The organism is Mesorhizobium sp. P2_F7 (assembly GCF_056403695.1).
Genome location: NZ_JBFUFA010000016.1, coordinates 72026 through 88780, shown reverse-complemented (window position 1 = coordinate 88780; position 16755 = coordinate 72026). Strand labels below are relative to the sequence as shown.

The following is a 16755-nucleotide window of genomic DNA, read 5'->3' as shown; positions in this document are numbered from 1 at the left end:
TGGTTGGTCGAAATGCCGGTCAGGCCGCAGACTCGATTAACGATTGGTATCCAGAGAAGGTTAACCAAGCCTTTTCATTGAGGATTGAGGCCTGAGCTTCCCCTACGGCACTGCTTTTTGCCGGCATCCGAAATCGGGGTTGCCTTCCACCCCGTCAAATCATAAAAGCGATGGTGGATCACTGCAATCCTGGAACCGCTTCTCCCGCAGCTTCCTGCTACAGGTCAGATGAAAGGCGGCTCCTTTCGCTTCCAGCGAAAAGGCTTCAGGTGATCGCGACGAATTTCGCAGGTGTGCGCCCGTGGCGGGGGAATCGCCTGCGTGAGGAAAACGGCCGGGTTTGTTCCCGTGCCGGCTCGGTATGAGCAAACAAGCTGGTCCGGTTCGTCCGGGCTTTGGTTCAAAAGGTTCTGCTGGTGACGATGGCTTCAAGCGCAATCATGGAAAGGTCCGCATCAAACCGCGCCATTTTGGCTGCGGGCGGCACCGCCATGGCGCTCAAGCGGCGGCCAGCAACCATCAAGACATCCGGCACCCACATCACAGACACGCAGCAGCGGGCTTTGCCTTGCAGGCTGCGACTGGCGGCTGCCGGGGGGAAACGAAATAATGCCCAACAAAATGCTGATAGACGCCTCCCACCCGGAGGAAACACGCGTTGTCGTTATCCGCGGTAACCGTATCGAAGAATTCGACTTTGAATCCCAGGATAAGAAGCAGCTCAAAGGAAACATCTATCTCGCCCGCGTAACGCGCGTCGAACCTTCCCTTCAGGCAGCCTTTGTCGAATATGGCGGCAACCGTCACGGTTTCCTCGCCTTCAGTGAAATACACCCCGACTATTACCAAATCCCGGTCGCCGATCGTCAGGCTTTGCTGCGCGCCGAAGCGCAGGAAGCCGAGGACGAGGAGAACGAGGACAATGACGGCGACGACCGCCAGAGCCGCGATCGCGGCCGGCGCGGCCGTCGGCGTGGCGGCAAAGGCCGCGAGCGTGGCGAACACAAGCGCGACGCCGGCAGCGATGATGAAGGTGGTGAACACGGCGATGCCGGTAGCGAGGCTGTTGCCGAAGACGCCCATCCCGCTTCCGAGCATGCTTCGGCCGACAACGCCGAACATGACGATCACGCCGCCGAGCACGGTAACAGCGAAACGTCCGAGACCGAACCGTCCGAAGGCGGCCCGACATCGATCGCGGCAAGCGTCGAAGCCGATGTGATCTCCGAAGCCGTTCCAACAGCTGAGACCGGTGACGAAACGCCGTCCAGCGAGGCAAGCAGCGAAGCCGCGTCCGCCGATCACAGCGGCGAAGCCACCTCCAGCGACAATGATCGCGGCATGCTGGAAGAGGTGCAGTCCTCGCATCCCGACGACCACGAAATCGAATCGGTCGGCGCCGAGGATGCGTTGGAAGAAGTGCGCAACCGCCGCAAGCCGGTGCGCCGCCAGTACAAGATCCAGGAAGTCATCAAGCGCCGGCAGATTCTGCTGGTGCAGGTGGTCAAGGAAGAGCGCGGCAACAAGGGCGCGGCTCTCACCACCTATCTGTCGCTTGCCGGCCGCTATTCGGTGCTGATGCCCAACACGGCGCGCGGCGGCGGCATTTCGCGCAAGATCACCAGCGCGGTCGACCGCAAGCGCCTCAAGGAAGTCGTTGCCGATCTCGAAGTGCCGCAGGGCATGGGCGTGATCCTGCGCACCGCCGGCGAGAGCCGCACCAAGGCAGAGATCAAGCGCGACTACGAATATCTGATGCGGCTTTGGGAAAATGTCCGCAATCTGACGCTGCAATCCACCGCCCCTGCCCTCGTCTACGAGGAAGGCAGCCTGATCAAGCGCTCGGTGCGCGACCTCTACAACAAGGATATCGACGAGATTCTTGTCTCCGGCGAGGAAGGCTATCGCGAGGCCAAGGACTTCATGCGCATGCTGATGCCGAGCCACGCCAAGGTGGTTCAGCCGTTCCGCGACACGACGCCGATCTTCGTGCGCAACGGCATCGAGGCGCAGCTCGACCGCATGCTGCAGCCGCAGGTGACGCTGAAGAGCGGCGGCTACATCATCATCAACCAGACCGAAGCGCTGGTCGCCATCGACGTCAATTCGGGCCGCTCCACCAAGGAGCACTCGATCGAGGACACCGCGCTCCACACCAATCTGGAAGCGGCCGAGGAAGTCGCGCGTCAGCTCAGGCTGCGCGATCTCGCCGGCCTGATCGTCATCGACTTCATCGACATGGAGGAGAACCGCAACAACCGCTCCGTCGAGAAGCGGCTGAAGGATCACCTCAAGAACGACCGGGCGCGCATCCAGGTCGGCCGCATCTCGCATTTCGGTCTGATGGAGATGTCGCGCCAGCGCATCCGCGCCAGCGTGCTGGAATCGACCATGAAGCCCTGCCCGCATTGCGGCGGCACCGGCCATGTGCGCTCCGACTCGTCGGTGGCGCTGATGGTGGTGCGGGCGATCGAGGAATTCCTGCTCAAGGATTCGCGCAGCCACATCACGGTGCGGACGCCGGCGGCAACCGCGCTCTATGTGCTCAACCACAAGCGCGGCACCTTGGTGGAACTCGAAAGCCGCTTCGGCCTGACCATCACCATCGAAGCCGATGACACGGTCGGTGTGCAGCACTATGCGATCTTCCGCGGCGCTATCGCCGAAAAGCCGGAAGGCTTTGTCGAGCAGCGCAGCCTGCCCGCTTATGTCGAGCCGGAAGAGCCCGAGGACGAGATCGTCATCGAGGAGGAAGACGACGAGGTTGTGGTGCAGGCCGAGCAGCCGCGCCAGGCGCAGCCGCAGTCTCAGCAGCAGCCGAGATCGGCCGAGGACGGCGAAGGCCGTGACCGCAAGCGCCGCAAGCGCCGCAGGCGGCGCGGCGGCAAGGATCGCGACCGCGAACACGGCGATCGCGAGCATGGCCCCGCCGTCGAGGGCGCTCCCGTCCCGGCGGCAAGCGACGACTTTGCCGCTAAGGCCGGCGACGACAATGCAGCACCGCACGACGAAGCCCCGGTTGGCGCCGTCGAAACCGTGGAAGCGTCGGATGACGCCCAGGGCAAGAAGCGCCGGCGCGGCAAGCGCGGCGGCAAGCGCAATCGCCGTGAGGATGGTGAAAGCACGGAGGCCGGCGAAACCGCTGACGTTTCGGCGGCCGATGCCACTGAAGCCGAAACGGCGGTAAGCGAGCCGGTCGCGGCCGTAGCGGTTGAAGAGGTTGCGGCTCCCGCCGCAGCGAACGACGACGCGCCAGCCGAAAAGCCGAAGAAGAAGCGCGCCTCGAGGGCGAAGAAGGCCGTAGCCGAAGTCTCCGCCGAGACCGCGGCCGAAGTGCCGGCTACTGCCCCGGTCGAGGAAGTCGCACCGGCCAAGGTGGAGACACCTGCGCCTGTCGCTCCAGTCGAGGAGGAAGCGCCTGCTCGACCGACCCGGCGCAAGGCCGTCGCGGCGGATACTCCGGTGGTGCCGGTGGTTTCCTCCAGCGTTGCCGACGAGGCCAAGGCCGAGGAAAAGCCGAAGCGTGCCGGTTGGTGGCAGCGGAAGGGCTTTTTCTAAGCTTTTCAGTCAGTTGAACTGATTGCCTGAATAATAAAAATCCCGCGCCGTTCGAAAGACGGCGCGGGATTTTCCTATCTGGGAATGGCCGAAACCGTCAGGGAGCGAAGATCGACCAGTTCATGATCCTCGCCAGCTTTTCCAGCGCGATAGACCCCAGCTTCGAATTGCCGTTGGCGTTGAGCCCTGGCGACCAAACGGCAAGCGACGCGACGCCCGGCACGATCCCCAATATGCCGCCGCCGACGCCGCTTTTGCCGGGAATGCCGACGCGGAAAGCGAAATCGCCGGAGCCGTCATAGTGGCCGCAGGTCAGCATCATGGCGCCGATGCGCCGCGCCCGCTCGGCCGACACCACGGAGTGCCCGGTCGCCGGGTTCTTGCCGCCATTGGCGAGGAAGCGGCCGGCCAGCGCCAGTTGCCGGCAGCTCATGGCGATGGCGCAATGGTGGAAGTAGACGCCCAGCGCCAGCTCCGGCGCGTGGTGAAGATTGCCGAAGGATTTCATGTAGTTGGCAAGCGCAAAGTTGCGGTAGCCGGTGGCGCGTTCGGACGCCGCGACCTCGCGGTCGATGATGATCGTCTCATCGTCGGCGAGGAACTGGATGAAGCGCAGGATCTCGCCGATCGCCTCGCGCGGCTGGTGGCCGGCAAGCAGTATGTCGGAAACGACGATGGCGCCGGCATTGATGAACGGATTGCGCGGAATGCCGTTCTCATGCTCGAGCTGGACGATCGAGTTGAACGGATTGCCCGACGGCTCACGCCCGACCCGCTGCCACAGTGCGTCGCCGACATTGCCGAGCGCCAGCGTCAGCGTAAACACCTTCGAGATGCTCTGGATCGAAAAAGCCTCATCGGCATCGCCGGCGACAAGCACGCGACCGTCATTGGTGACGGCGGCAATGCCAAATTTCTTCGGATCGACTTTGCCGAGCTGCGGGATATAGGTGGCGACGTCGCCGCGATCGGTGCGTTCCGCCATCTCGGCGGCGACATCGGCCAGCGCTTGTTCGAGTTCCGGCATTGTCGTCCCCGCTATTTCAGCCAGCGCTCGATGCGCGCCATCGCCTCGACCATATCGTCATGGCTGCCGGCATAGGAAAAACGCATCGTTCGGTGTCCGGCCAGCGGATCGAAATCACGGCCGGGCGCCGCCGCCACATGCGCCTCGGCCAGCATTTTGCGCGCAAAGGCCATGCTGTCATTGGTATGCCGGGTGACATCGCAAAAGGCGTAGAAGGCGCCGTCCATGGGGGCTGCCAGCGGAAATCCGAGCTCCGGCAGGCGCTGCATCAAAAGCTCGCGATTCCAGGCGTAGCGCGCCTTCACCGCTTCCAGCTCTTCCGTCGCCTTGAAGGCTTCGATCGCCGCGATCTGCGACAGTTCCGGCGGCGAGATGTAGAGGCTCTGAGCAATGCGCTCGATGGGCCGCACCAGGGCGTCCGGCAGCACCATCCAGCCGATACGCCAGCCGGTCATGCAATAGTATTTTGAGAAGGAATTGATCACCGTCACGCCCGAGCCGTAGGCCAGCGCCGTGGTGTCGGGCGCGGCATAGGCCAGCCGGTGATAGATCTCGTCCGATATGACCGCGATGCCGAGTTCTTCGGCTGTCCTCACCAGCGCCGAGAGCTCATCGGCGGGAATGACGGCGCCGGTCGGATTGGCCGGGCTGGCGAACAGCACGCCCTTCAACGGGTTTTCCCGATGCGCCACCTTCAAATGGTCGGCATGCAGATAAGCGTCCAGGCCGAGCTCGATCTCGACGATCTCGATGCCGAGCGCGGCCATGATGTTGCGGTAGGCGGGATAGCCCGGCGCTGCGATGGCGACGCGGTCGCCCGGATCAAACATCGCCAGGAAGGCCAGGTTGAAGGCTGCCGACGATCCCGTCGTCACGGCGACCCGATTCGGCGCGACATCGATCCCGTAGTGATCGCCATAGTGTCCCGCGATCGCCTTGCGCAGGTCGGCCAGGCCGAGCGAATCGGTATAACCGATGCGGCCGATCTTCAGCGCATTTACGGCTGCCTCCCTGACCCCGACCGGCGCCGGATCGGACGGCTGCCCGACCGCCATGGAAATGACCGGCACGCCTGTCGCCTTCAGCCGGTTGGCCTCGGCCAGGATGTCCATGGCGTGAAACGGCTCGACTTCACCGCGGCGCGACAGCGAAACAACCATTTGACCTCACTCTTTCCGCTCGATCCCGCCGCTCCAGGTCATCAAGCCGGGTGGCAGCGCCGCACAAATGCCCGATTGATGTGGGGATCACAAGTTCAGCTAGTTTCGGTGCCGACTCTTTTCATCATTCGCCCGCTCGTTTACCAGTGGACCTCATGTTGAGCCGACCCAAATCGACGATTTCCAAATCTTCCATCGGGAAGACAGCGCGCGGCTTCGCGACGCTTTTGCTTGCCGCCGCCGTAGCAGTCTCCGGCTCGGTCACCGCCTTTGCGCAAGGTGTGCCCGTGGTGCGCGATGCCGAGATCGAGGCGCTGGTGCGCGACTATGCGCGGCCGATCTTCAAGGCGGCCGGCCTTGCCAATGACGGTGTCGACATCGTCCTGGTCAACGATCAGAGTTTCAATGCCTTCGTCACCGGGCGCCGGCTGTTCATCAACACCGGCGCGCTGATGCAGGCCGAAACGCCCAACGAGATCATCGGCGTCATCGCCCACGAAGCCGGCCACATCGCCGGCGGCCATCAGCAGAAATTGCGCGACCAGCTCGAGCGCGCCAAGACGATGGCCATCATCGCCACGTTGCTCGGCGCTGGCGCCATCGTTGCCGGCGCCACCACCAACAGCCGCGGCCTTGCCGGCGCCGGCATGGGCGTCGCTGCCGGTGGCGGTGAGATGGCGCAGCGCAGCATTCTCGCCTACCAGCGCACCGAAGAGTCGACCGCCGACCGCGCGGCCATCACTTATCTCAATGCCACCGGCCAGTCCGGCATGGGCATGCTGAAGACCTTCGCCCGCTTCCAGAACGCGCTGTCCCTGTCCGGCACGCAGGTCGATCCCTACCGGATCAGCCATCCCATGCCGCAGGAGCGCATCGCCAATCTCGAAGTGCTGGTCAAGCAGAGCCCCAATGTCGGCAAGGTCGATCCGCCGGCCCTGCAAGAGCGCCACGACATGATGCGCATCAAGATCGCCGCCTATATGGGCGGCCAGGCTGCGGCCACGCGGTTGATGCGCAAGAATCCGGGCAGCCTTGCATCGCGCTATGGCGAGGCGCAGATGGGCTATCTCTACGGCAATCTGGGCGCAGCACTGACCAAGACCAACGCGCTGATCAAGGAACAGCCGAAGAACCCCTATTTCCAGGAGTTGCGCGGCGACATCCTGATGAAGGCCAATAAGCCGAAGGATGCGGCGGATGCCTATGCCAAGGCGGTCAGCCTCGATCCGGTGAAGTCGGGCCTGTTGCCCGTTTCCCTAGGCCAGGCGCTGATGGCTGTGGGCACGCCCGATTCGCTGAAGAAAGCGGTGGTGCAGATCAACAATGGTCTCGGCCGCGACAAGGAAAACAGCGACGGATACCGCTACCTGGCCCAGGCCTATGGCGAACTCGGCAACATCCCGGCGGCGGAGCTTGCCACGGCCGAGGGCCACTTCTATTCGGGCGATTACAAGAATGCGAAAATCTTCGCCATGCGCGCGCAAAAGGACTTGAAGCGCGGCGAGCCCGGCTGGATTCGGGCGCAGGACATTATAAACTACAACCCTTCAGGCAAACTCAAGAAGTGAACCTTCCGGTCGCTCGCAGCGACTAAAATAGACCGGAACCGGTAAGAGGATCAGACGATGAACAAAGCAATATTGCTCGGCACGACGGGAGTGGCGGCTGCTCTTGCCATGCTGGCTTTCGGGTTCGTCGCCGGCAGTCCGCAGGTGGCAAAGGCCGGCACGGCGCAGACCGTGCAGACCGCCTCGTCCGACACCAAGATCGATCGCGCCGAAGTCGAGGGCATCATCCGCGACTACCTCCTGAAGAACCCCGAAGTGCTGCTCGAAGTGCAGGACGCGCTCGAGGCCAAGCAGAAGGAAGAGCAGCGGATCGCCGCCCTCGGCGTCATCACCAAGGCCAAGGATGAGATCTTCAACTCGTCCTTCGACGGCGTCGTCGGCAATCCGAAGGGCAAGGTCACCATCGTCGAGTTCTACGATTACAATTGCGGCTTCTGCAAACGCGCCATCGAGGACATGCGTGAACTGACAAAGTCCGATCCGGACCTGCGCTTCGTGCTCAAGGAATTCCCGATCCTCGGTCCGGATTCGCAGAAGGCCAGCGTCGTCTCGATGGCCTTCCACCTGATGAAGCCTGAGAAGTACGGCGAGTTCCACAATGCGCTGCTCGGCGGCCAGGGCCGCGCTACCGAGGCGGCGGCCATCAAGGTGGCGCTGTCGCTCGGCGCCGATGAGGCGCAGTTGCGCGAGAAGATGAAGGACCCGACCATCACCGAGGCCTTCTCCAAGACCTTCGACCTCGCCAACAAGCTGGCCATCACCGGAACGCCGTCCTATGTGGTCGGCAACGAGGTGGTGTTCGGCGCGCTCGGCCAGGAAGTGCTGGCCGAAAAGATCGAGGCGGCGAAAGCCGCGCTCTGATCTTGCGCGCGGGCCTATCTCTCACGGGCACATTTTCGGCCTGTTGTGGACAGTGAAAGATCGCACTTGCGCTCTTTCCGCGGGCGTCTATGCCCATTATAGAAGGCCCTGCGCGCCGGCTTGAGGCCGGCGCCGGAAAAGGTCGGCATTTTTGAAAACGATTTTCGTCCTGAACGGTCCCAACCTGAACGCGCTTGGCAAGCGCGAGCCGGGCATTTATGGCGGCAAGACGCTTGCCGCGATCGCCGACGACTGCAAGCAGGCGGGCGCCGCCCTTGGCCTCGAGATCGATTTTCGCCAGTCGAACCATGAGGGCGACCTCGTCGACTGGATCCAGGAAGCCGGCGACAAGGCTGCCGGCATCGTCATCAATCCGGGTGCCTACAGCCACACCTCGATCGCCATTCACGACGCCATCCGCGCCATCGCGCCGCTGCCCGTCGCCGAAGTTCACCTCTCCAACATCCACGCGCGGGAACCATTCCGCCACGTCTCCATGGTCGCGCCGGTCGCTGTCGGCATGATCTGCGGGTTCGGGCCGCTTGGCTACTCGCTGGCGCTGCAGGCGCTGGCGGCACGCCTGTGACCGGCCAACAAACAGAAGGCTCGAAAATGTCGATAAAGAAGACCGGTGTTGACCAGCAACTGATCCGCGATCTGGCGGGCATACTGAACGACACCAACCTCACCGAGATCGAGGTCGAGCTCGGCGACCTGAAGGTGCGCGTATCGCGCCAGGCGCCGGCCGCCGTCCACGCCATTGCAGCACCTCAAGCAGGCTATGCGCCGGCAGCACAGCCTGCGGCGAGCGCTGCTGCGGCACCCGCGGCCGATCCATCCAAGAACGCGGTCCCCTCGCCGATGGTCGGGACCGCCTATCTCGCCCCCTCGCCCGACGCCAAGGCTTTCATCGAGGTCGGCACGAAGGTCAAGGAAGGCCAGACGCTGCTTATCATCGAGGCGATGAAGACGATGAACCAGATCCCTTCGCCGCGCGCCGGCACGGTGACGGCGATCCTGTTCGAGGACGGCCAGCCGGTCGAATACGGCATGCCGCTCGTCGTGATCGAGTAGAGCGGACCGGATGTTCCAGAAGATCCTCATCGCCAATCGCGGCGAAATCGCGCTTCGGGTGCTGCGCGCCTGCAAGGAACTCGGTATCCAGACCGTGGTGGTGCATTCGACCGCCGATGCGGACGCCATGCATGTCAGGCTTGCCGACGAGAGCGTGTGCATCGGCCCGCCGCCGTCGCGCGACAGCTATCTCAACATCCACCAGATCGTCGCCGCCTGCGAGATCACCGGCGCCGATGCCGTGCATCCGGGCTATGGCTTCCTGTCGGAGAACGCCAAGTTCGCCGATATCCTGGCCGCCCACAACATCACCTTCATCGGCCCGTCCGGCGACCATATCCGCATCATGGGCGACAAGATCGAGGCCAAGCGCACCGCAAAGCGCCTCGGCATTCCGGTGGTGCCAGGCTCCGACGGCGCCGTCACCGATCAGAAGGAAGCCAGGCGCATTGCCGCCGAGATCGGCTATCCCGTGATCATCAAGGCATCGGCGGGCGGTGGCGGGCGCGGCATGAAGGTCGCTCTTACCGAGGATGACCTTGAGATCGCCCTGCAGACAGCGAGCACGGAAGCCGGTGCGGCCTTCGGAGACGATGCCGTCTACATCGAAAAATACCTGCAAAAGCCTAGGCACATCGAGGTGCAGGTGTTCGGCGACGGCGCCGGCCGCGGCGTGCATTTCGGCGAACGCGACTGTTCGCTGCAACGCCGTCACCAGAAGGTCTGGGAAGAGGCGCCCTCGCCGGCCCTCAACGCCGAGGAGCGCGCCCGCATCGGCGGTATCTGCGCCAAGGCCATTGCCGACCTCGGTTACTCCGGCGCCGGCACCATCGAGTTCCTCTACGAGAACGGCGAGTTCTACTTCATCGAGATGAACACCCGCCTGCAGGTCGAGCATCCGGTGACGGAAGCCATCACCGGCATCGATCTCGTGCATGAGCAGATCCGCGTCGCCTCCGGCGGCGGGCTTTCGGTGCGCCAGGAAGACATCAAGTTCAACGGCCATGCCATCGAATGCCGCATCAATGCCGAGGATCCACGCACCTTCACGCCTTCGCCCGGCACGATCACGCATTTCCACACGCCTGGCGGCCTCGGCATTCGCGTCGATTCCGGTGTCTATTCCGGCTACAAGATCCCACCCTATTACGACAGCCTGATCGGCAAGCTGATCGTGCATGGCCGCAACCGCGTCGAGTGCATGATGCGGCTGCGCCGGGCGCTCGACGAATTCGTCGTCGACGGCATCAAGACGACGCTGCCGCTGTTTCGCGACCTCGTCGGCAATGCCGACATCGCCAATGGCGACTATGACATCCACTGGCTGGAAAAGTATCTGGCCAAAGAGGAATAGCACAAAGACGCGATGACCCGCCCCTACGCGCCCGGCTATCGCATCCCGACCGACCTATTGCTCAAGGCCTATGCCTCGGGCGTCTTCCCGATGGCCGAGAGCGCTTCCGACCCGGAAGTCTTCTGGGTCCGGCCGGAGACGCGCGGCATCATTCCGCTCGATGGTTTTCACACACCGAAGAGCCTGAAGAAGACGATCCGCAAGCACCCGTTCGACATCCGCTTCGATTTCGATTTCGAGGCGACGATCGACGGCTGCGCCGAAAAGCGCGAGGAGCGCCGCTCGACCTGGATCAACGCGCCGATCCGCGAAGCCTATGTCGAGCTGCACCGGTTGGGGCATTGCCATTCGGTCGAGGCCTGGCGGGAGGAACGGCTGGTCGGCGGCCTCTATGGCGTCTCGCTCGGCCGGGTGTTCTTCGGCGAAAGCATGTTCGCCCGGGAAACCGACGCCTCCAAGACCTGCCTCTATTATCTCGTCGAACGCCTGAAGGCGCGCGGCTTCGCGCTGCTTGATACCCAATTCACCACCGAACATCTCAAGCGTTTCGGCGCTGTCGACGTGCCGCGTGGCAAATACGAGAAGATGCTGGCCGACGCGCTGAAGGGCGAAGCGGTTTTTTATCCTTGACCGAGGAGCGTCCGATGTCGAGCAGCCTTCGTCTGGAGGTCCAACGGATTGTTCAGGCGCAAGGGCAGCGCAGTCGTCACCCTCGAGGACATCAACGCGCTTCTCCCCGATGAGTTCGGTTCGGTCGAACTCGAAGACATATTCGCTGCCTTGGCCAAGCACGGGATAGATATTACCGAGTAGGTATCCGCAGGCTGATCAGCCTTTCCCAGCAGCATCCATCGGTGTCTGCGAATGGAACATCATCTTCCAGCCGTTGACCCGGTGGACATAGCCGGTGCTGACCAGCGCTGCGTAGGGCTCGCCGTTTTCGCGTGTCGCATGAGCCTCGTAAGTCAGCATGATGATATCGCTGCCGGGCTCGATAATGCCTTTGAGGTCGATCTGCAGATCGCGCCAACGATTGGGCTTGGTTGCGGTCTTGGCGAGATCGGCATTGTCCATCGCCTTTGCCATCTTCGGGAACGCTACAAGGCATTCTGTGTCGGCATTGGCGGCGTAGTAAGCTTCGTCGCCCGTCCAGAACCCCTTTTCGAGCTCGAGCAGGTCGTTCTTGCTGGCAGTAATCCGCTTGCTGTCTGACATCAGAGAATCCTCCAAGCGCATAAATGCGCGATCGTCCATGGACCAACGCATGGTGGCCATGACGGTTCCGGAGGATCAGTTGGTGTCGGTCGCGTCAGGCTCGGTGGGATCGGGCTGTTCCACAGCCGGGGCCGCGGCGGGCTTCGGCTTGGAGGTATCGACCTTAGGGGTCTCTGCCTTGGCCGCGTCGGGCGGCGGCACGTCCGACTTCTGCTTGCAGCCCTTCAGCCAGACGTCATAGACGGCGTGCTCGACGGCGTTGAGGCCGGGGCTTTCGGCGAACATCCAGCCGGTGAAGATGCGGCGGATCTTGCGGTCCAGCGTGATCTCGTCGACCTCGACGAAGGAATCGGTCTTCGGTTCTTCGTTTTCCGGCCGCGAATAGCAAATGCGCGGCGTCACCTGCAAAGCGCCGAACTGCACGGTTTCATCGATATAGACATCGAAGGTGATGATGCGGCCGGTGATCTTGTCGATGCCGGCAAATTCGGCGACCGGATTGGTGATGCGATCGGCAATTGCCGGAGCCGCGGCGGGCTCCTGGGCTGCCGCAAACGCGGTCGGGCACATGGCAACAGCGGCAACTGCCGTCAGTCCGGCCATCGATGTCAGGCTGAAAATGTTCATGCGGAGATACCGGTGGTTGGGCCCGGGCGATTCTGTCACGCCCAAGGCTATTCGCCGTTGTCATACCATCAAGCAGCTAAACGCCAATTGTGGCGACAAAAGACCGCCCGGCGGTCAAGAACCAGGCGTCCACGCATCATAATCGCCCGTCACCTGCGGACGGTGCTGATTGGTGAGCACGGAACCCTTCGGGCGATAGGCGACCGGTGTTCCCGTGAGGTTCGGTTCGTGCGCCTTTTCCCATTCGCGCGGGCGATAGTCGTCGCTCGGCGGCGCGACATCGACGCGGTGATGGATCCAGCCGTGCCAGCCCGGGGGAATCGCCGAAGCTTCCGAGTAATTGGCGTAGATGACCCAGCGGCGGGTGCGGCCTTCCGAATCGACGCCGCCCTCATAGTAGACATTGCCGGTTGCATCCTGGCCGACCTTGGTGCCGTGGCGCCAGGTGTGGAAACGCGTTCCCAGCGTCTGGCTGTTCCACCAGGTGAAAAACTGCGTAAGGAAGGTTTTCATCAAAAATCCTCGCGGGGCGCGCGGCGGTGCCTGCTTCCCTGCTTATGGCGTCAGGTCATCGCGAAGGCAAGGGTTTTGCGGCGACTGCGGCACTGACGGCATGCCGAAAGCATGGGCATCGGTTCGTTCATTTCGCACCTGCGAACAGCACGCTTGCCAAGCCGGCTGCGTGTTCCTAAAGCTCTCATCGCCCGGCGCTGGTCAACGCCGGCCGGGAGGTGAGGAAATGGCCCCAGCCGTCGCCAGGATCAGCGCGGACGCGATTCGCGCCCACAAGGGCGGCGTGCCGATCGTCTGTCTGACCGCTTACACCTATCCCGTCGCCCGCCTGCTCGACGACCATGTCGACCTTCTCCTGGTCGGCGACAGCGTTGCCATGGTGCTGCACGGCCACAAGACCACGCTCGGCGCCTCGCTGGAGATGATGATCGCCCATGGCCAGGCGGTGATGCGCGGCTCGGCCAAGGCCTGCGTGGTGGTCGACATGCCGGCCGGCAGCTACGAGACGTCAGTCGCGCAAGCCGTTGCCTCGGCGCGCCGCATCGTTGAGGAAACCGGCTGCCAGGCGGTGAAGCTGGAAGGCGGCGTTGACGTGGCCAGTCAGATCGCGGCAATCGTCGCGTCCGGCATTCCGGTGATGGGCCATATCGGTCTGCAGCCGCAGTCGGTGGAAAAGGACGGCGGCTACAAGATCAAGGGCCGCACGCCGGAGAATGTCGCAGCCCTCATGCGCGACGCCGACGCGGTCGAGAAGGCCGGCGCGTTTTCGCTGGTCATCGAAGGCACGGTCGAGACCGTTGCCGCCGACCTCACCCGGCGCATCGCCATTCCGACCATCGGCATCGGCGCCAGCAGCGATTGCGACGGCCAGATCCTGGTCATCGACGACATGATCGGCCTGACGGTCGACCGGGTGCCGAAATTCGTCAAGGAATACGCCGATTTGCGCAGCGTGGTCGCCGATGCCGCCGCGCACTATGCGGCAGAGGTGCGCAGTCGCACCTTTCCCGGACCGGGCCATGTCTTTTCAGCCAAAACAGGCAAGGACAACGCATGAACCAGCCTGTCGTCGTCGACACTGTGCTTGCCCTGCGCGCCGCGATCCGCGACTGGCGGCGCGACGGCCTCAGCGTTGCCATGGTGCCGACCATGGGTGCGCTGCATGACGGTCATATCTCGCTGGTCAGGGCCGCGCTTTCGACGGCCGATCGCTGCATTGTCTCGATCTTCGTCAATCCTGCCCAGTTCGCCCCCACCGAAGACCTCGACAAATATCCGCGCCAGCTGGTGCGCGACCTCGACCGGCTGACGCAGGCCGGTGCGCATCTGGCCTTCACGCCGACGGTTTCCGAAATGTATCCGGCGGATTTCGCCACGAAAATTTCGGTGGGCGGCCCGTCGTCGGGGCTGGAATCCGACTTCCGCCCGACCTTCTTCGAGGGCGTCGCTACCGTCGTGGCCAAGCTGTTTCTGCAAGCCCTGCCCGATCGCGCCATTTTTGGCGAAAAGGACTACCAGCAGCTTTGCGTCGTCCGAAAACTCTGCCGTGACCTCGACCTGCCGGTGGACATTGTCGGCGCACCGACCGTGCGCGACGCGCACGGCCTCGCAATGTCGTCGCGCAATGCCTATCTCGGCGCCGCCGAGCTCGGTGTCGCACGCCAGCTCAACGTCATCCTGCGCCAGGCGGCGGCAGCACTTGCGGCCGGCACCGACGAAAGCAGCGTGACCGCCAAGGCCGCTACCGCGCTTCTCGAGGCAGGCTTCGACCGCGTCGACTATGTCGCCGCGCGCGAGAGCCTGACCCTTGCCCCCTGGCGGCGTGACAGCGATGGCCGCCTCCTCGCTGCCGCCTGGCTTGGCAGGACCAGGTTGATCGACAATGTGGAAGTTTCCTCATTTATTCCCTGAAAAATTCCAAATTCGTTCACTTTGATTTGTATCGCAGCTTGGCGCGAGCGCCCGTAAACAGCGGTCATTCAGGGTCATATCGGCTGGTCCGATAGCGATAACACACCAAAACGTCGCTGTGAGATGTTTCACAGACGCGGCGTACCCGGCAATGTTGTGTTACCTCAGGCAGAGATAATGTGTGACCTGCCACTACGCTGCGATGCAAACGAGGCTCTATGTCTATCCAGCCCAACATCAACGGTCGCGCTCTGCCGCAGATCGTCGAGGCAATTTACGATTCGATTGCCGATGTCGGCCGGTGGCAGTCGACGCTTGAATCAATCTGCAAATTGGCGATCGGCCGGCTTGCGATGCTGGCGGTCGTCGACACATCAAGCAATTCGGCGCGGTTTTCGATGTGTTGCGGCGATCCCGCCCTGCTCGAGCCGCTGCAGCGCGACTACGCTTCCGAAGTGCCGTTCTTCAAGGCGCTGCCGAAGATGGACATCGACATGCCGTTCACCGTCGATAGCGTCTATGCGCTGCAAGGCCCCGACGCGCGGCAAAACTGGATCGAAAGCCGCATCGTGTGCGAATGGGTTGAACCCAACCGGCTCGACGATTTCTTCTGGGTGGCGCTGATGAAGCAGCCGGCGCGCACCGGCACGCTGATGGTGGTGACCGACAAGGACAGGCCCCAGATCTCGGCCAGGGATCTCGACCTGATTTCGACGCTCGCACCCCATGTCCGGCGCGCGGTGACCATCGGCGACCTGTTCGAGGCCGAGCGGCGCAAGGCTAACATCTTTGCCTCGATCATCGAGAGCCTCGACCATCCGGTCCTGATCGTGGCCGACGATATGCGGATCATCTTCGCCAATCCGGCAGCCGAGGCGCTGCTCACGGAGAACACCTCGGTGTCCTCGGCCCGCGGCCATCTCTCCTTCGCCTACGCCAACGCCAACACCGCGATTGGCCGCGCCGTGCAGCTCGGCAACCGCAACGAATTCGCGCTCGGACCATCAGGCATCAACATCCCCCTGGTCCGGTCCATGGCTCCGGCGGTGGCGCATGTCATGCCGCTGGCGCGACGCGACATTTCGGCCCGCATGTCGCAACGCGCCGCCGCCGCCATCTTCATCTCCGCCGCCGGCGCGCCTCCCGTGCCGGCGCTGGAGGCGATCGCCGCGCTGTTCGGATTGACCGCGGCGGAAAAGCGCGTCGCCGGCCATGTCTTCGCCGGCCTGACGCGGCGCGAAATCGCGGCTGCCAGCGGCGTCTCGGACGGCACCGTCAAATCACAGCTGGCGACGATCTTCGACAAGACCGCCACCGGCGACCAGCGGGAGCTGCAACTCCTGATGCGCGAATTGACGCCACCGCTGCGCTCGGCCTGATCCGCGCCGCCAGCCACCTATCCCAGCGGCTTCTCGAAGATCAGCGCCGGCAATCCCGAATCGCCGCCGCAATTGGCGGTGCTGCCGGCCGGCAAAAATCCCTTCGAACGGTAGAAGGCGATGGCCGGTTTGTTGGCTTCTTCCACCTCGACACGCAAGGTGTTTGCCTCGGGAAAGCTGGCCTCGACCTCGTCCAGCAAGGCCTGGCCGATGCCTTGCCGCTGGCAGGCGGGCAGCACATAGAGCTGGTTCAGCAGCACGATCTTGGCATCCGTCGTGGCGGCGGCAAAAGCCATGCCGCCAATGCGCTTGCCGTCATCGGCGACCAGGAACTCGGAATTCGGCCGCGTCAGCCGCGCCTTGAGCGAAGCGATCGAGTGCCAGTCGTCGGTGATTTCTCTCACCCGCTCGGCGCCATAGATGGCGTCGTAGGTCGCATGCCAGGTTTCGACCAGCAGCACGCGGATGGCGGCAAGGTCGCGTTCCCCAGCGGTGCGGACGAACATCG

Annotated in this window: 17 protein-coding genes; 11 read left to right on the top strand and 6 right to left on the bottom strand. The window is 63.4% G+C overall.

Annotation, left to right across the window (positions count from 1 at the left end):
• Window positions 1-609: 609 nt before the first annotated feature.
• A complete protein-coding gene (locus AC1DZ8_RS30660) occupies window positions 610-3558 on the top strand; it encodes an Rne/Rng family ribonuclease (protein ID WP_477306290.1) in 2949 nt (982 codons plus the stop codon).
• Window positions 3559-3655: 97 nt separating this feature from the next.
• Here AC1DZ8_RS30660 and AC1DZ8_RS30655 read toward each other — a convergent pair whose 3' ends face one another.
• Together AC1DZ8_RS30655 and AC1DZ8_RS30650 are read right to left on the bottom strand one after the other, a co-directional pair.
• Window positions 3656-4585, bottom strand: a complete 930-nt coding sequence (locus AC1DZ8_RS30655; protein WP_477306292.1) for a glutaminase — start codon at window positions 4583-4585, stop codon at window positions 3656-3658.
• An 11-nt stretch (window positions 4586-4596) separates the two neighbouring features.
• Entirely contained in the window at window positions 4597-5745 is a 1149-nt protein-coding gene (locus AC1DZ8_RS30650) for a pyridoxal phosphate-dependent aminotransferase (RefSeq protein ID WP_477306294.1), read from the bottom strand.
• Between the two features lie 155 nt (window positions 5746-5900).
• Between AC1DZ8_RS30650 and AC1DZ8_RS30645 the strand changes: the two genes are divergently transcribed.
• The 7 genes from AC1DZ8_RS30645 to AC1DZ8_RS30615 all read left to right on the top strand — a co-directional run bounded on the left by AC1DZ8_RS30645 (window position 5901) and on the right by AC1DZ8_RS30615 (window position 11415).
• Window positions 5901-7313: a M48 family metalloprotease gene (locus tag AC1DZ8_RS30645; RefSeq protein WP_477306296.1), complete on the top strand. Its 1413-nt coding sequence runs from the start codon at window positions 5901-5903 to the stop codon at window positions 7311-7313.
• A gap of 57 nt (window positions 7314-7370) precedes the next feature.
• On the top strand, window positions 7371-8174 hold the full coding sequence (locus AC1DZ8_RS30640; RefSeq protein WP_477306298.1) for a DsbA family protein: 804 nt from the start codon (window positions 7371-7373) through the stop codon (window positions 8172-8174).
• 151 nt (window positions 8175-8325) lie between these two features.
• Window positions 8326-8760: a type II 3-dehydroquinate dehydratase gene (gene aroQ, locus AC1DZ8_RS30635; RefSeq protein ID WP_112564337.1), complete on the top strand. Its 435-nt coding sequence runs from the start codon at window positions 8326-8328 to the stop codon at window positions 8758-8760.
• A 26-nt stretch (window positions 8761-8786) separates the two neighbouring features.
• Window positions 8787-9248 (top strand): acetyl-CoA carboxylase biotin carboxyl carrier protein, encoded by a 462-nt coding sequence (accB, locus tag AC1DZ8_RS30630; protein ID WP_477306300.1) that lies wholly within the window; start codon window positions 8787-8789, stop codon window positions 9246-9248.
• A 10-nt stretch (window positions 9249-9258) separates the two neighbouring features.
• Entirely contained in the window at window positions 9259-10602 is a 1344-nt protein-coding gene (gene accC, locus AC1DZ8_RS30625; RefSeq protein WP_477306302.1) for an acetyl-CoA carboxylase biotin carboxylase subunit, read from the top strand.
• A gap of 12 nt (window positions 10603-10614) precedes the next feature.
• On the top strand, window positions 10615-11232 hold the full coding sequence (gene aat, locus AC1DZ8_RS30620; RefSeq protein ID WP_477306304.1) for a leucyl/phenylalanyl-tRNA--protein transferase: 618 nt from the start codon (window positions 10615-10617) through the stop codon (window positions 11230-11232).
• Between the two features lie 48 nt (window positions 11233-11280).
• Complete coding sequence (locus tag AC1DZ8_RS30615; protein WP_477306306.1) at window positions 11281-11415, top strand: RNA polymerase sigma factor region1.1 domain-containing protein; 135 nt, start codon at window positions 11281-11283, stop codon at window positions 11413-11415.
• Window positions 11416-11430: 15 nt separating this feature from the next.
• Here the strand turns inward: AC1DZ8_RS30615 and AC1DZ8_RS30610 are convergent, their stop codons facing one another.
• From AC1DZ8_RS30610 to AC1DZ8_RS30600, 3 genes are all read right to left on the bottom strand, one after another.
• On the bottom strand, window positions 11431-11817 hold the full coding sequence (locus AC1DZ8_RS30610; RefSeq protein WP_477402164.1) for a hypothetical protein: 387 nt from the start codon (window positions 11815-11817) through the stop codon (window positions 11431-11433).
• A 75-nt stretch (window positions 11818-11892) separates the two neighbouring features.
• Entirely contained in the window at window positions 11893-12444 is a 552-nt protein-coding gene (locus AC1DZ8_RS30605; protein ID WP_477306308.1) for a DUF2155 domain-containing protein, read from the bottom strand.
• 114 nt (window positions 12445-12558) lie between these two features.
• A complete protein-coding gene (locus tag AC1DZ8_RS30600; protein WP_477306310.1) occupies window positions 12559-12957 on the bottom strand; it encodes an NADH:ubiquinone oxidoreductase subunit NDUFA12 in 399 nt (132 codons plus the stop codon).
• Between the two features lie 226 nt (window positions 12958-13183).
• Here AC1DZ8_RS30600 and panB point away from each other — a divergent pair, with 226 nt between their 5' ends.
• The 3 genes from panB to AC1DZ8_RS30585 all read left to right on the top strand — a co-directional run bounded on the left by panB (window position 13184) and on the right by AC1DZ8_RS30585 (window position 16247).
• Window positions 13184-14014 (top strand): 3-methyl-2-oxobutanoate hydroxymethyltransferase, encoded by an 831-nt coding sequence (gene panB, locus AC1DZ8_RS30595; protein ID WP_477306312.1) that lies wholly within the window; start codon window positions 13184-13186, stop codon window positions 14012-14014.
• Window positions 14011-14868: a pantoate--beta-alanine ligase gene (panC, locus tag AC1DZ8_RS30590; RefSeq protein ID WP_477402162.1), complete on the top strand. Its 858-nt coding sequence runs from the start codon at window positions 14011-14013 to the stop codon at window positions 14866-14868. Before panB ends, panC begins: the two co-directional genes overlap by 4 nt.
• A gap of 218 nt (window positions 14869-15086) precedes the next feature.
• Window positions 15087-16247: a helix-turn-helix transcriptional regulator gene (locus tag AC1DZ8_RS30585; protein ID WP_477306316.1), complete on the top strand. Its 1161-nt coding sequence runs from the start codon at window positions 15087-15089 to the stop codon at window positions 16245-16247.
• 17 nt (window positions 16248-16264) lie between these two features.
• Here the strand turns inward: AC1DZ8_RS30585 and AC1DZ8_RS30580 are convergent, their stop codons facing one another.
• Window positions 16265-16753, bottom strand: coding sequence for an N-acetyltransferase family protein (locus tag AC1DZ8_RS30580; protein ID WP_477306317.1), 489 nt, complete (start codon window positions 16751-16753; stop codon window positions 16265-16267).
• Window positions 16754-16755: the final 2 nt, after the last annotated feature.

Coding starts and splice junctions, on each gene's coding strand:
- aat (WP_477306304.1), top strand. CDS start 10,615: ATGACCCGCCCCTACGCGCCCGGCTATCGCATCCCGACCGACCTATTG.
- panC (WP_477402162.1), top strand. CDS start 14,011: ATGAACCAGCCTGTCGTCGTCGACACTGTGCTTGCCCTGCGCGCCGCG.
- AC1DZ8_RS30640 (WP_477306298.1), top strand. CDS start 7,371: ATGAACAAAGCAATATTGCTCGGCACGACGGGAGTGGCGGCTGCTCTT.
- AC1DZ8_RS30650 (WP_477306294.1), bottom strand. CDS start 5,745: ATGGTTGTTTCGCTGTCGCGCCGCGGTGAAGTCGAGCCGTTTCACGCC.
- accB (WP_477306300.1), top strand. CDS start 8,787: ATGTCGATAAAGAAGACCGGTGTTGACCAGCAACTGATCCGCGATCTG.
- panB (WP_477306312.1), top strand. CDS start 13,184: ATGGCCCCAGCCGTCGCCAGGATCAGCGCGGACGCGATTCGCGCCCAC.
- AC1DZ8_RS30655 (WP_477306292.1), bottom strand. CDS start 4,585: ATGCCGGAACTCGAACAAGCGCTGGCCGATGTCGCCGCCGAGATGGCG.
- AC1DZ8_RS30580 (WP_477306317.1), bottom strand. CDS start 16,753: ATGTTCGTCCGCACCGCTGGGGAACGCGACCTTGCCGCCATCCGCGTG.
- AC1DZ8_RS30660 (WP_477306290.1), top strand. CDS start 610: ATGCCCAACAAAATGCTGATAGACGCCTCCCACCCGGAGGAAACACGC.
- AC1DZ8_RS30585 (WP_477306316.1), top strand. CDS start 15,087: ATGTCTATCCAGCCCAACATCAACGGTCGCGCTCTGCCGCAGATCGTC.
- AC1DZ8_RS30645 (WP_477306296.1), top strand. CDS start 5,901: ATGTTGAGCCGACCCAAATCGACGATTTCCAAATCTTCCATCGGGAAG.
- accC (WP_477306302.1), top strand. CDS start 9,259: ATGTTCCAGAAGATCCTCATCGCCAATCGCGGCGAAATCGCGCTTCGG.
- AC1DZ8_RS30600 (WP_477306310.1), bottom strand. CDS start 12,957: ATGAAAACCTTCCTTACGCAGTTTTTCACCTGGTGGAACAGCCAGACG.
- AC1DZ8_RS30610 (WP_477402164.1), bottom strand. CDS start 11,817: ATGTCAGACAGCAAGCGGATTACTGCCAGCAAGAACGACCTGCTCGAG.
- AC1DZ8_RS30605 (WP_477306308.1), bottom strand. CDS start 12,444: ATGAACATTTTCAGCCTGACATCGATGGCCGGACTGACGGCAGTTGCC.